15 protein-coding genes are annotated in these 13,885 nt (G+C 67.5%); 12 read left to right on the forward strand and 3 right to left on the reverse strand.

Annotation, left to right across the window (positions count from 1 at the left end; all coding sequences use genetic code 11):
- Positions 1-4: 4 nt before the first annotated feature.
- Positions 5-478, reverse strand: coding sequence for a DUF1990 domain-containing protein (locus ASE48_RS20505; protein ID WP_082614307.1), 474 nt, complete (start codon positions 476-478; stop codon positions 5-7).
- A 28-nt stretch (positions 479-506) separates the two neighbouring features.
- Positions 507-1,475: a GlxA family transcriptional regulator gene (locus ASE48_RS20510; protein WP_268766322.1), complete on the reverse strand. Its 969-nt coding sequence runs from the start codon at positions 1,473-1,475 to the stop codon at positions 507-509.
- A gap of 119 nt (positions 1,476-1,594) precedes the next feature.
- Between ASE48_RS20510 and ASE48_RS20515 the strand changes: the two genes are divergently transcribed.
- The 12 genes from ASE48_RS20515 to pdxT all read left to right on the forward strand — a co-directional run bounded on the left by ASE48_RS20515 (position 1,595) and on the right by pdxT (position 12,214).
- Complete coding sequence (locus ASE48_RS20515) at positions 1,595-2,245, forward strand: HD domain-containing protein (RefSeq protein WP_057168958.1); 651 nt, start codon at positions 1,595-1,597, stop codon at positions 2,243-2,245.
- 30 nt (positions 2,246-2,275) lie between these two features.
- A complete protein-coding gene (locus ASE48_RS20520; protein WP_057168959.1) occupies positions 2,276-2,896 on the forward strand; it encodes a PaaI family thioesterase in 621 nt (206 codons plus the stop codon).
- Entirely contained in the window at positions 2,893-3,336 is a 444-nt protein-coding gene (locus ASE48_RS20525; RefSeq protein WP_057168960.1) for a TIGR02611 family protein, read from the forward strand. Before ASE48_RS20520 ends, ASE48_RS20525 begins: the two co-directional genes overlap by 4 nt.
- A gap of 69 nt (positions 3,337-3,405) precedes the next feature.
- Positions 3,406-5,454 (forward strand): threonine--tRNA ligase, encoded by a 2,049-nt coding sequence (thrS, locus tag ASE48_RS20530; protein WP_057168961.1) that lies wholly within the window; start codon positions 3,406-3,408, stop codon positions 5,452-5,454.
- A complete protein-coding gene (locus ASE48_RS20535; protein WP_057168962.1) occupies positions 5,451-6,023 on the forward strand; it encodes an HIT family protein in 573 nt (190 codons plus the stop codon). The genes thrS and ASE48_RS20535 overlap by 4 nt, the downstream gene beginning before the upstream one ends.
- A complete protein-coding gene (gene pgsA / locus ASE48_RS20540; protein ID WP_057168963.1) occupies positions 6,020-6,685 on the forward strand; it encodes a phosphatidylinositol phosphate synthase in 666 nt (221 codons plus the stop codon). The genes ASE48_RS20535 and pgsA overlap by 4 nt, the downstream gene beginning before the upstream one ends.
- Positions 6,682-7,632 (forward strand): phosphatidylinositol mannoside acyltransferase, encoded by a 951-nt coding sequence (locus tag ASE48_RS20545; protein WP_057168964.1) that lies wholly within the window; start codon positions 6,682-6,684, stop codon positions 7,630-7,632. Before pgsA ends, ASE48_RS20545 begins: the two co-directional genes overlap by 4 nt.
- 8 nt (positions 7,633-7,640) lie before the next feature.
- Positions 7,641-8,771 (forward strand): glycosyltransferase family 4 protein, encoded by a 1,131-nt coding sequence (locus ASE48_RS20550; protein WP_057168965.1) that lies wholly within the window; start codon positions 7,641-7,643, stop codon positions 8,769-8,771.
- A complete protein-coding gene (locus ASE48_RS20555; protein WP_057168966.1) occupies positions 8,768-9,802 on the forward strand; it encodes an NUDIX hydrolase in 1,035 nt (344 codons plus the stop codon). Before ASE48_RS20550 ends, ASE48_RS20555 begins: the two co-directional genes overlap by 4 nt.
- A gap of 67 nt (positions 9,803-9,869) precedes the next feature.
- The gene (gene pdxS / locus ASE48_RS20560; RefSeq protein WP_057169031.1) at positions 9,870-10,775 is read left to right on the forward strand and encodes a pyridoxal 5'-phosphate synthase lyase subunit PdxS; all 906 of its coding nucleotides are present in this window, start codon (positions 9,870-9,872) and stop codon (positions 10,773-10,775) included.
- A 6-nt stretch (positions 10,776-10,781) separates the two neighbouring features.
- A complete protein-coding gene (gene tesB, locus ASE48_RS33500; RefSeq protein ID WP_057168967.1) occupies positions 10,782-11,630 on the forward strand; it encodes an acyl-CoA thioesterase II in 849 nt (282 codons plus the stop codon).
- Entirely contained in the window at positions 11,627-12,214 is a 588-nt protein-coding gene (pdxT, locus tag ASE48_RS20570; RefSeq protein WP_057168968.1) for a pyridoxal 5'-phosphate synthase glutaminase subunit PdxT, read from the forward strand. The genes tesB and pdxT overlap by 4 nt, the downstream gene beginning before the upstream one ends.
- Here pdxT and ASE48_RS20575 read toward each other — a convergent pair.
- Positions 12,211-13,875 carry a purine-cytosine permease family protein gene (locus tag ASE48_RS20575; RefSeq protein ID WP_057168969.1) on the reverse strand — a complete coding sequence of 555 codons (1,665 nt, stop codon included), beginning with the start codon at positions 13,873-13,875 and terminating at the stop codon, positions 12,211-12,213. The genes pdxT and ASE48_RS20575 overlap by 4 nt on opposite strands.
- Positions 13,876-13,885: the final 10 nt, after the last annotated feature.

The raw sequence follows: 13,885 nt of genomic DNA on the forward strand, positions 1-13,885 counted from the left end.
GCGCCTAGACAGCCTTCAGATAGCGGCGGGTGATAACCCGCTGCGCCAGCCGGGTGACCGGCCCGCCGAGCTTGCTCCACCAGGTGGCATGGCGGGCGAACGCCGTCACCTCCGCGTGCACCGTGCCGTCGGCCGGGTCGTAGCGCACCGCGAACAGCTCCTCACCGGTCTCCGGATGCCCGGGCAGGGTGCCGTAGGCGAACCCGCGCCGATCGGTCTCGTCCAGCACGTAGACCACCCGGCAGGGCGCCCGCAGCGGCCAGAAACCGACCGTCACCTCGGCGCCGACGGTGGCGACGTCCGCGTCGGCGGTGACCAGCACGCCGGCGCCCCGCTGCATTCCCCAGTGCAGGACGGCATCGGCAGCGTCCTCGAAGCGGGCCCGGCCGTGCCCGATCACGGCGTGCGCGTGCACGTGCTGATAGCCGTCGGGCAGCGGGCCCCTGGTGGCGCCCACTTCGGGATAGGTCAGGTCCACACCTGCCACTATGGCACCGGCGGGCCGCTCAATCCCGCACCGCGGTGCGAAACCTGTCCCGGTAGGCGCGGGGGCTCACCCCGAGGTGCTGCACGAACACCCGTCGCATCGTCTCCGCGCTGCCGAAGCCGGCGAGATGGGCGGCCTCGGTGACGCTGCGGCCGGCATCCAGCGCTCCGCGGGCGCTGTCGATCCGCACCGTCTCGACATAGCGCGCGGGTGTGGTCGCCAATTCGGACCTGAACAACCGGGTGAGTTGCCGTGTGCTCATGGACGCCAGTGCGGCAAGGCTTTTGACGCTGTGATCAGCGCCCGGGTCGGTGGCGATCGCGGTGACGATGGCGCGCAGCGCCGAATCGGCGGGCGGATCGGATTCCACCAATGCCGAGAACTGGGACTGGCCGCCCGCGCGTTTGAGATAGACCACCAGCGATCGCGCCACCGTGCGTACCAGTTCGGCACCGTGGTCCTCCTCGACCAGGGCCAGCGCCAGGTCGATACCGGCGGTGACGCCGGCCGAGGTGTAGATCTCGCGGTCACGGATGAAGATCGCGTCCGGTTGCACATGGATGTCGGGGAAGGCCGCGGCGAGCAGACGGACATGACGCCAGTGCGTGGTGGCTCGCCTGCCGCTCAACAGCCCGGCTTGGGCCAGGATGAATGCCCCGGTGCAGATGGATGCCATCCGCCGCGTGCGGGGAAGAGCGTCATGGACCGCCCCGACGAGTGCGGGGTCGATGGGCCGGCCGACCAGATCGTCCCCGCCGGCCACCAGCACCGTGTCTGCGGAAGCGATCTCGTCGATCCGGCGGATCACCGCGAAGCGGCTGCCGACCGACGTGGTGACCTCCCGGCCGTCGACAGAGGCGAAGCTCAGCCGGTAAGCGGCGCCGAATCGATTGGATTCGGCGAACACCTCGGCGGGGCCCGCCACATCGAGCAGCTTCATCCCGTCGAACACCACCACGACGACGTCGCGCGGACTGTGTGCGGGCACCCCCACATTGTGTCGCAATCTGTGGGAAAGGTGGCCGATCTGGCACCGCTGCTCACTGGAGTATCGGCACACACTGGTGTCACACGACGGAAAACCCAGGAGAACAAGGAGTTTCGACGATGAGCGCATCTACTGACCAGATGGTGGCCGATATCGTGATCCCGAACACCGAGCTGGTGCACGATGTCACCGAATTCATCCGGGACACCGAGGACGACCTGCTGTTCCATCATTCCCGCCGGGTCTTCCTGTTCGGGATGCTGCATGCCCGCCGTCGCGGACTGCAGCCGGACCCGGAGTTGCTCTACACCGGCGCGATGTTCCACGACGTCGGCCTGACCGGCGGCTACCGGGACTCGACACTGCGTTTCGAGGTCGACGGGGCCAACGCGGCCAGGGAGTTCCTGGTGGCGCGTGGAGTCGACGACACTTCGGCGGGACGGGTGTGGCTGGGTATCGCGCTGCACACCACACCCGGCGTGCCCGAATTCCTGGACCCGGAGGTGGCCCTGGTGACGGCCGGCGTCGAGACCGACGTGCTCGGCATCGGTCTGGACGCGCTGTCGGCCGCCGAGATCGCGGCCGTCACCGCCGCACATCCGCGGCCGGACTTCAAGAACCGCATCCTGCAGGCCTTCGCCGACGGCAATCGGCACCGCCCGTCGAGCACGTTCGGCAATGTCAACGCCGACGTGCTCGCGCGTTACGACAGCGACTTTGTCCGCACCGACTTCGTCGACGTGATCCGCAACAGCGACTGGCCGGAGTAACCGGGGCGGGCGTGCAATAACGTTGCCGGTGTGACGACCGGTGCAGTGCATACAGGCGGTGGGTTCAATCCGCCCGATCCCACCGACCGTGGCGGTCCCGACTACGGGCGCTTCGTCGAGGCGGTGCGCACCCTGCAGGACCATGCCCGGGCCGCCGATGCGCCCGACGCGGTCATCACCGAGGCCGCCGACCTGATCGAGAAGGTGTCGGCGTTGCTGGCGCCGTATGAGGCCGACGAATGGCATTCGCCGTCAGGCCGGCGGATGGACCTGCCCAACCGCGGCAACATCATGTCGGTGCCGGTCGACCTGTACGTCACCGCCGACGGCCGCATCGCCGGCACCGCACAGTTCCGCCGCTACCACCTGGGCCGCAACGGCGCGGTGCACGGCGGCGTGCTCGGTCTGCTGTTCGATTCGCTGCTCGGCTTCACCGCGGCCAAACTGACCAAGAGCATGTACCAGCGCACCGCCCACCTGGGCATCGACTACCGAAAGATCGTGCCGATCGGTAAGGAACTGCAGGTGGACGCCGGCATCGACCGCATCGACGGGCGCAAGATCTTCGTCAGCGGCCGGGTACTCGACGACGGGGTGGTGCTGACCGAGGGGGACGCGCTTTTCGTCCGACTGAAGCCGGGGCAGCCATGAGCGTCGACGAGAAGCACAGCGAGGAGCGCGGGGAGCGCAAGCGCGCCTGGGCCCGCTGGCGCGACAAGATCCGCGACCGTCCCGTCGCGGATCTGACCTACCGGATCACCGTCGGCGTCGTCGGCACGCTGGTGCTGCTGGTCGGCATCATCACCATCCCGTACCCGGGACCGGGCTGGGCCATCGTCTTCCTGGGTCTGGGCATCCTGGCCACCGAGTTCCGGGCCGCGCAGGTGGTGCTGCACCACGCGCGGGTCAGGTACGACGCCGTGATGGCCTGGTTCACCCGCCAGCACATCGCCGTCAAGGTGCTCAGCGCCTTGTTCACCGCGGCCGTCGTCGTCGTCACCCTGTGGCTGTTCGGGGCGATCAGTCTGGCCGCCGGCTGGGTCGGTATCGATTGGCCCTGGCTGAAGAGCCCGATCGGCATCGGGTCCTAGCTTCCGCGTGCAGGGACCCCCGATAGCATGGTCGCGATCACACGACCATTTCGTTTAGGAGATCCACCGATGACCGCCGCCGCCAGTTCCGCCCCCGCAGCCCTCATCCGGGTCGCTGCCGGGACTACCGCAGGGGCGGCGGTGCGCGAGGCGGGTCTGCCGGAGCGGGGCGCCCCGGACGCCATCGTCGTGGTGCGCGACGCCGAGGGCCGGTTGCGTGACCTGAACTGGGTGCCCGACGCCGACGTGGACGTCGAGGCCGTCGCCGCGGACACCGAGGACGGCCGCAGCGTGATCCGGCATTCGTGCGCGCATGTGCTGGCACAGGCGGTGCAGGATCTGTTCCCACAGGCAAAGCTCGGCATCGGCCCGCCGATCGTCGACGGCTTCTACTACGACTTCGACGTGGCGGAGCCGTTCACGCCCGAGGATCTGCAGAAGCTGGAGAAGCGGATGCAGAAGATCATCAAGGACGGCCAGCTGTTCTCCCGCCGCGTCTATGAGTCCAAAGACCAAGCGCGCGTTGAACTTGCCGACGAGCCGTTCAAGCTCGAACTGGTCGACGACAAGTCCGGGGACCCGGACGTGATGGAGGTCGGCGGCGACGAGCTGACCGCATACGACAACCTCAACCCGCGGACCAAGGAGCGGATCTGGGGAGATCTGTGCCGCGGCCCGCACATCCCGACCACCCGATTCATCCCGGCGTTCAAGCTGACCCGCAGCAGCGCCGCATACTGGCGCGGTAACCAGAACAACGCCAGCCTGCAGCGTGTGTACGGCACCGCCTGGGAATCCCAGGAGGCCCTGGACCGTCATCTCGAACTGATCGAGGAGGCCCAGCGCCGCGACCACCGCAAGCTCGGCGTGGAACTGGACCTGTTCAGCTTCCCCGACGAACTCGGTTCGGGTCTGCCGGTGTTCCACCCCAAGGGCGGCATCGTCCGCAAGGAGCTGGAGGACTACTCCCGGCAGAAGCACGAACAGGCCGGCTACCAGTTCGTGAACACCCCGCACATCACCAAGGAGAACCTGTACATCACCTCCGGTCACCTGGAGTGGTACGCGGACGGGATGTTCCCGCCCATGCACATCGATGCCGAGTTCAACGATGACGGCACCGTGCGCAAACCCGGCCAGGACTACTACCTGAAGCCGATGAACTGCCCCATGCACCACCTGATCTACCGGTCGCGGGGACGGTCCTACCGCGAACTTCCGTTGCGGCTCTTCGAGTTCGGATCGGTGTACCGCTATGAGAAGTCCGGGGTGGTGCACGGGCTGACCCGGGTTCGCGGTATGACCCAGGACGACGCGCACATCTACACCACCCGCGAGCAGATGCGCGAGGAACTGACCGGGCTGCTGCAGTTCGTGCTCGACCTGCTCTCCGACTACGGGCTCGACGACTTCTACCTGGAGCTGTCCACTCGGGACCCGGAGAAGTCCGTCGGCTCCGATGACATGTGGGAAGAGGCCACCGACACCCTGCGCGAGGTCGCCGAGGCCTCCGGGCTGGCGCTGGTGCCCGACCCGGGCGGTGCCGCGTTCTACGGACCGAAGATCTCGGTGCAGGTGAAGGACGCGCTGGGCCGGAACTGGCAGATGTCGACGATTCAGCTCGACTTCAACATGCCCGACCGTTTCGAGCTGGAGTACACCGCCGCAGACGGAAGCCGGCAGCGGCCGGTGCTGATCCACCGTGCGCTGTTCGGATCCATCGAGCGTTTCTTCGGTGTGCTCACCGAGCACTATGCGGGTGCGTTCCCGGCCTGGCTGGCTCCGGTGCAGGCGGTCGGTGTTCCGGTCGCCGACGCGCACGTGCCCTACCTGGAAGACCTTGCGGCTCAACTGCGCACCCGCGGTGTCCGGATCGAGGTGGACTCCAGCGATGACCGGATGGCCAAGAAGATCGTCAATCACACCAATCAGCGGGTGCCGTTCATGCTGCTGGCCGGCGATAAGGACATCGAAGCGGGGGCGATCTCCTTCCGGTTCGGAGACCGCAGCCAAGTGAACTCGGTGCCGCGCGAAGCGGCCGTCGAGGCCATCGTGGACTGGATCACCCGGCGCGAGAACGCGACTCCCAACGCCGAGCTGTTCAGGGTGGATCCGTGAGCGACGACGAGGGCATCGTCGACACCGGGGTGGGTGAACCCGACCATCTGCAACGGCTGTGGACGCCGCACAGGATGAGCTACATCGCCGAGTCGCCGATGAAGAAGGGGGCGGGTTCGGCGCAGTCCAAGGAACCGTTCACCGACATCCCGTCGATGTCCGACGAGGACGGTCTGATGGTGGCGCGCGGGGAACTGGTCTACGCCGTGCTGAACCTCTACCCGTACAACCCGGGCCATCTGATGGTGGTGCCCTACCGGCGGGTGTCCGAACTCGAGGATCTCAGCGTCGACGAGACCGCCGAGCTGATGGCGTTCACCCAGAAGGCGATTCGGGTGATGAAGGCGGTGTCGCGGCCGCACGGTTTCAACGTCGGTCTCAACCTGGGCACCTCGGCGGGCGGCTCGCTGGCCGAGCACCTGCACATGCACGTCGTCCCGCGCTGGGGCGGGGACGCCAATTTCATCACCATCATCGGCGGGTCCAAGGTGATCCCGCAGCTGCTCAGTGAGACCCGGCGGCTGCTGGCCACCGAATGGGATCGCCTAGACGGGGCCGCTCAGCAGTGAGCAACTTCTATCTGATGACGCGGGCCGCGTACACCAAGCTGTCGGGCCCGGTGGCCAGGGCGGCGCTACGCACCGGACTGACCCCGGACAGCATCACCATCCTGGGCACCGCCGGTTCGGTGGTGGCCGCCCTCACCCTGTACCCGATCGGGCAGCTGTGGTGGGGATCGGTGGCCGTCTTCTTCTTCGTGCTCGCCGACATGCTCGACGGTGCGATGGCACGTGAACGCGGCGGCGGCACCCGGTTCGGCGCCGTGCTGGACGCGACCTGCGACCGGCTCAGCGACGGCGCGATCTTCGGCGGACTGGTCTGGTGGGCCGCGTTCGGCGCGCACAACACCGCGCTGGTGGTCGCCGGCCTGATCTGCCTGGTGACCTCGCAGGTCATCTCCTATATCAAGGCGCGCGCCGAGGCCAGCGGGCTGCGCGGTGACGGCGGCATCATCGAACGGCCCGAGCGGCTGGTCATCGTGCTGACCGGCGCCGGCCTGTCCGGTCTGTTCGGGTGGCCGGTCCTGCTGGACGTGGCCATGTGGGGGCTGGCCGCAGCCAGCCTGGTGACCCTCGCCCAGCGCCTGCACGCCGTGCGCACCTCGCCGGGCGCCATGGACCCCATGCCTTCGGAGCCGGCGGCACCCTCGTCCGATGGAGACACCGCGTGAGCACGCCGACATCGGGGCTGCCCAAATTCGGCGGCCTCCGGGTTCCGCTGGGCGGGCAGCTGTCCGATCTCGGCTACGCCACGGGCTGGCGGATGGTGCGGGCCATGCCGGAGTTCGCCGCCCGCAACATGTTCGACGCCGGCGCGCTGTACGCGGCGCGCGGCGGGGGACCCGAACAGCTGCGCAAGAACCTGGGCCGGGTGCTGGGCGTGCCCGCCGGACAGGTGCCCGGCGGTCTTGTCCGCGCCTCGCTGGCCTCCTACGGGCGGTACTGGCGCGAGGCGTTCCGGCTGCCGTCGATGAACCACGTGGCAATCGCCGCGCAGGTACAGGACCGGGTCGAGGGCCACCACCATGTCGAGGAGGCGCTCGCCGCCGGCCGCGGCGTGGTACTTGCGTTGCCGCACAGCGGAAACTGGGACATCGCGGGGGTGTGGCTGACGAACACCTACGGGCAGTTCGCCACCGTGGCCGAGCGGCTCAAACCGGAGTCGCTGTACAACCGTTTCGTCGCCTACCGCGAGAGCCTGGGCTTCGAGGTGCTGCCGCTGACCGGGGGAGCACGGCCGCCCACGGAGATCCTCGTCGACCGCCTCAACGACAACGGGCTGGTGTGCCTGATGTCCGATCGCGACCTGACCCGCTCCGGAGTTCCGGTCGATTTCTTCGGTGAGCAGACCCGGTTGCCGTCGGGGCCGGCAAAGCTGGCGCTGCAGACCGGCGCCGCGCTGCTGCCGGTGCACACCTGGTTCGAGGACGACGGGTGGGGCCTGCGGATCCACGCCCCACTGGACACCTCCTCCGGAGATGTCGGCGTCATCACCCAGGCCCTGGCCGACCACTTCGCCGCCGGGATCGCCGAATACCCCGCGGATTGGCACATGCTGCAACCGCAGTGGCTTGCCGACCTGTCGGATGAGCGCCGCGCCCGCCTCGAGGGGAACTAGGAACACCGATGCGCATCGGGATGGTGTGCCCGTACTCGTTCGACGTGCACGGTGGTGTCCAGGCCCATGTGCTGCAACTGGCCGAGGTGTTCCTGGCCGGCGGCCATGACGTCAGCGTGCTGGCCCCGTCGTCGGCCGACGCCGGCACCGACCTGCCCGATTACGTGGTGTCCGGCGGCCGGGCCGTCCCCATTCCCTACAACGGGTCAGTCGCGCGGCTGCGGTTCGGCCCTGCCACCCACCGCAAGGTCAAGAAGTGGCTCATCCAAGGCGATTTCGATGTGCTGCACCTGCACGAGCCGAACGCGCCGAGCGTATCCATGCTGGCGCTGATGATCGCCGAGGGACCCATCGTGGCCACCTTCCACACCTCGACCACGAAATCGTTGACGCTCAGCGTGTTCCAGGGAATGCTGCGCCCGCTGAACGAGAAGATCGTGGGCCGGATCGCGGTGTCCGATCTGGCGCGGCGCTGGCAGATGGAGGCCCTGGGTTCCGACGCCGTCGAAATCCCGAACGGCGTGACGGTATCGGACTTCGCGTCGGCGCCACCGCTGGAGGGCTACCCGCGACCGGGCCGCTCGGTGCTGTTCCTCGGCCGGTTCGACGAGCCACGCAAGGGGATGGCGGTCCTGCTGGGCGCGCTGCCGCGACTGGTCGCGGAGTTCCCCGATGTCGAGGTGCTGGTGGTCGGCCGAGGCGATGAGCAGGAGCTGGCCGAGGAGGCCGGCGAGTACGCGGCGAACCTGCGTTTCCTCGGCGCCGTCGATGACGCCACCAAGGCCTCGGCGCTGCGCAGCGTCGATGTCTACTGCGCGCCCAACACCGGCGGGGAGAGTTTCGGCATCGTGCTGGTGGAGGCCATGGCGGCGGGCACCGCGGTGGTGGCCAGCGATCTGGACGCGTTCCGGCGGGTGCTGAACAACGGCGAAGCCGGCCGGCTGGTGCCGGTCGATGACCCGGATGCGTTGGCCACCAGCCTGATCGAACTGCTCGGAGATGACGAGGCGCGCAAGCGGTATGTCGCCGCGGCATCGGAAGCGGTGCAGCGGTACGACTGGTCGGTGGTGGCCGGTGAGATCATGCGGGTCTACGAGACGGTGAGCGGCATGGGCGCGAAGGTGCAGGTGGCTACATGAGCTGGATCCTGATCGTGCTGCTGGTGCTCATCGGCACCGTGCTGCTGCTGCTCGGCAGCTGGGCCTACCTGACCGCGAACCGGCTGGACCGCCTGCACGTGCGCTACGACCTGTCCTGGCAGGCGCTGGACGGTCTGCTGGCGCGGCGCGCCGTGGTCGCCCGCGCGGTGGCACTGGACGCCTACGGCCGAGCGCCGGAAGGCAAACGGCTGGCCACCCTCGCCGCTGCCGCCGAGCGCGCGCCGCGGGCCATGCGCGAGGCCGCGGAGAACGAATTGTCCGCCGCCCTTGAGTCCGTGGATCCGCTGTCGCTGCCGGTGGCGCTGGTCGCCGAACTCGCCGATGCGGAGGCCCGGGTGCTGCTGGCCCGCCGGTTCCACAACGACGCCGTGCGCGACACCCTGGCCCTGCGGGAGCGCCCGCTGGTGCGCCTGCTGCACCTCGGCGGCACCGCGGCGCCGCCGACATATTTCGAGATCGCCGAGCGGGCCGGTCCGGCTGCGCGTGATTCCGGCCAGTTCAGCAGGCGGGTCTCGGCGCGGGTGATACTCCTCGACGAGGACGGCAAGGTGTTGTTGTTCTGCGGCTCGGACCCGGCCCGCGCCGGTACCGACGCGCGACGCTGGTGGTTCACCGTCGGTGGCGCGGTCGAAGCCGGCGAAGAGCTCGCCGACACCGCGGCGCGCGAGCTGGCCGAGGAGACGGGTCTGGCCCTGTCGCCCGCCGAGCTGGTGGGCCCGGTGTGGCGGCGGGAGGCCGTCATCGATTTCAACGGCTCGATGATGCGTAGCGAGGAGCTCTTCTTCGTGCACCGGACCACCCGCTTCGAACCCGCTACCACGGGTCATACCGCCCTGGAGCGCCGCTACATTCACGGTCACCTCTGGTGCGATGAGACAATGATCCGCGAGTTGGTCGACAAGGGCGAAACCGTGTACCCGCTGCAGCTCGGCGAGCTGCTGGCACAGGCCGGCGAACTTGCCGATGTGCGGGGTGCCGGACCTGGTACGCAGCCTCAGCTGATCCGCTGATACTGCGGATCCAATTGATTTGTCACCACCCTTAGACTGAATCAGTAGCGAAGTGAAGGAGATAGCGATGGAAACCGCACCTGGTTCCGGTAGCCAGACCGGTACCGCGCGGGTGAAGCGCGGGATGGCCGAGATGCTCAAGGGCGGGGTCATCATGGACGTGGTCACCCCGGAGCAGGCGCGCATCGCCGAAGCCGCGGGTGCGGTCGCGGTGATGGCGCTGGAGCGCGTACCCGCCGACATCCGGGCCCAGGGTGGGGTGTCGCGGATGAGCGACCCGGACATGATCGAGGGCATCATCGCCGCGGTCACCATCCCGGTGATGGCCAAGGTGCGGATCGGGCATTTCGTGGAGGCCCAGATCCTGCAGAGCCTCGGGGTGGACTACATCGATGAGTCCGAGGTGCTGACCCCGGCCGATTACGCCAACCACATCGACAAGTGGAAGTTCACTGTGCCGTTCGTGTGCGGGGCGACCAACCTGGGCGAGGCGCTGCGCCGGATCACCGAGGGCGCGGCGATGATCCGTTCCAAGGGTGAGGCCGGCACCGGCGATGTCTCCAATGCGACCACCCACATGCGTGCCATCGGCGGACAGATCCGCCGGCTGGGTTCGCTGTCGGAGGACGAGTTGTTCGTGGCGGCCAAGGAACTGCAGGCCCCCTACGATCTGGTCGTCGAGGTGGCCCGGGCCGGCAAGCTGCCGGTGACGATGTTCACCGCCGGCGGTATCGCCACCCCGGCCGATGCGGCGATGATGATGCAGCTCGGCGCCGAGGGTGTGTTCGTGGGCTCGGGCATCTTCAAGTCCGGTGACCCGGCGGCGCGGGCTGCGGCGATCGTGAAGGCCACCACCTTCTACGACGATCCCGATGTGCTGGCCAAGGTGTCGCGCGGTCTGGGCGAGGCCATGGTCGGTATCAACGTGGAGGACATCGCGCAGCCCCACCGGCTCGCCGAACGCGGCTGGTAAGCGCGTATGTCGATCGAACAGATCCTCGATCTCGAGCAGCTCGAAGTCGACATCTACCGCGGTGGGGTGTTCAGCCCGGAGTCCGGTTTCCTGCAGCGCACCTTCGGCGGCCATGTCGCCGGCCAGTCGTTGGTCTCTGCGGTGCGCACGGTGGACCCCAAGTTCCAGGTGCACTCGCTCCATGGCTACTTCCTGCGGCCCGGCGACGCCCGGGCACCGTCGGTGTATCTGGTGGAGCGCATCCGCGACGGCGGATCGTTCGCCACCCGCAGGGTGAGCGTCGTCCAGCACGGTCAGACCATTTTCAGCATGTCGGCGTCGTTCCAGACCGATCAGAGCGGTATCGAGCATCAGGACGCCATGCCCTCGGCGCCCTCGCCCGATGACATCCCGGGTTTCAAGACCAACTCCAAGGTCTTCGACGATGCGAGCTTCCGTCAGTTCGATGAGTGGGACGTCCGCATCGTCCCGCGCGATCAGGTCAATCGCCTGCCCGGCAAGGCTTCTCAGCAGCAGGTGTGGTTCCGGCACCGCGATCCGCTGCCGGACGACTCGGTGCTGCACATCTGCGCGCTGGCCTACCTCAGCGACCTGACCCTGCTGGGTTCGGCGCAGGTGAATCACCCGGATGAACGTAAGCATCTCAACATCGCGTCGCTGGATCATGCGATGTGGTTCATGCGGCCGTTCCGCGCCGACGAATGGCTGCTCTACGACCAGTCCTCACCGTCGGCCTGTGGCGGGCGCGCGCTGACCCAGGGCAAGCTGTTCAACCAGTACGGCGAGATGGTCGCGGCAGTGATGCAGGAGGGGCTGACCCGCTATCAGCGTGGCTTCACCCCGTCCAGCCAGTGAGCGTGACCGTCGGGGTGCTTGCTCTGCAGGGCGACACCCGCGAGCATCTGGCGGCGCTAACCGAAGCCGGCGCCGAGGCCGTCAAGGTGCGGCGGCTGTCCGAGTTGAAATCCGTTGATGCACTTGTCATCCCGGGCGGTGAGTCGACGGCGATGAGCCACCTGCTGCGCGAGTTCGAGCTGCTGGAGCCGCTGCGCGGATTGCTGCGCGACGGGTTGCCGGCCTACGGCTCGTGTGCGGGGATGATCCTGCTGGCCGGCGAGATCCTGGACGCCGGCGTGCCCGGGCGGGAGGCATTACCGCTCGGTGGAATCGATATGACGGTGCGCCGCAACGCTTTCGGCCGTCAGGTCGACTCGTTCGAAGAGGACCTGAGGTTCACCGGTATCGACGGCCCGGTGCACGCGGTGTTCATCCGGGCCCCGTGGGTGGAACGGGTCGGACCCGAGGTCGAGGTGCTGGCCACGGCGGGCGGCCATCCGGTGGCGGTGCGTCAGGGGCGGATGCTGGCGACGTCGTTCCATCCCGAGATGACCGGCGACCGCCGGGTGCATGCGATGTTCGTCGACATGGTGTCCGCCTAGCTCTGGGCGGGTAGCACGTGGTCGGCGACCTTGTCGGTCGACAGGCAGAGCGAGCAGACGAACGCGTCGTGGGTCTCGCACTTCATCATGTCGGGCCGCTCGTAATCGTGATGGCAGACATGGCATTTGAGGTGCGCGCCGGACGGGTTGCCCAGTTCGTCGTACATCGGCAGGTCGATACCGTCATCGGTGCGGCGCAGGTAGTACTTGCCCTTGGTGGCGACCGCGATGATCGGCGGCAGCACCAGACCGAGCACCATGGCCACCAGCGGTGAGTACGGCCTGATGGCCTCGCCGAGTACGCCGAAGAAGGTCAGCAGTGACACGCCAGCCGCGACGAACAGCGACACGAACCCGACCGGATTGACCGCGTACAGCATGCCGCGCCGGAACTCGGGCTGCATTGGCGACAGCTTCAGCAGGTACTTGTTGAACACGATGTCCGAGGCCACCACCACAACCCAGGCGATACCGCAGTTGGCGTAGAACCCCAGGATGGAGTTCAGGAACGCGAACATGTTGGCTTCCATCAGGATCAGCGCGATCAGCAGGTTGAACGCCAGGAACACCAGCCGGCCGGGGTAGTGCTTGGTGACACGGGTGAACGAGTTCGTCCACGCCAGCGAGCCGGAGTAGGCGTTGGTGACGTTGATCTTGACCTGGCTGATCACCACCAGGACCACCGCCAGCGTCATAGCCAGCCATGGCGGCAGGAAGTTGCGGTAGATCTCCAGGAACTGATGCACCGGTTCGTTGGCGCTGGCCACCGCGCCGTCGAAGACGTTGGCGATCAGGTACACCGCCAGGAACAACCCGACCACCTGTTTGATGGCGCCGAAGATCACCCAGCCGGGCCCGGCCAGGAACATCCACGTCCACCAGCTGCGGCTGTTCTCCGGCGTCCGGGGCGGCATGAAGCGCAGGTAATCGATCTGCTCGGCAATCTGCACGATCAGCGACAGGCACACGCCGGCGGCCAGCAGCGTCATGCCCAGATCGAAGCCGCCGGTGCCGCTCTCACCCTGGAAGGCGAAGAAGTCGCCGACCGATTCAGGATGACTGATGACCAGATAGACGAACGGTGCGACCATCAGCACCAGCCACAGCGGCGTGGTCCAGACCTGCAGTGTGGAAAGGACTTTCATGCCGTAGATGACCAGCGGGAAGATGATGATGGTGGACAGTGCATAGCCCACCCACAGCGGGATGCCGAGGCCGAGCTCCAGACCCTGCGCCATGATGGAGCCCTCGAGTGCGAAGAAGATGAACGTGAACGTCGCGAAGATGACGTTGGTGACCACCGATCCGTAGTAGCCGAAGCCGCTGCCACGGGTGATCAGGTCCAGATCGACGTTGTACCGCGCGGCGTAGTAGGCGAGCGGGAACCCGGTGACCATCACCACGACCGCGAAGATGAGGATTCCCCACAACGCGTTGGTGGTCCCGTAGGCGATGCCGATATTGGCGCCGATCGCGAAATCGGCGAGGTAGGCGATACCGCCCAGGGCTGAGATGCCCACCACCCGGGTGGACCACTTGCGGTAGCTGCGCGGGGCGAAGCGCAGCGTGTAGTCCTCGAGGGTCTCCTTGGTGGCCGTCATGGTGTCAAGGTCGGCCTCGACTACCTCGTTGCGCACCTCATCGCCGAGCTCCTGTGTCATTCGGCAAAAT

The organism is Mycobacterium sp. Root265, from assembly GCF_001428895.1.
GTDB lineage: Bacteria > Actinomycetota > Actinomycetes > Mycobacteriales > Mycobacteriaceae > Mycobacterium.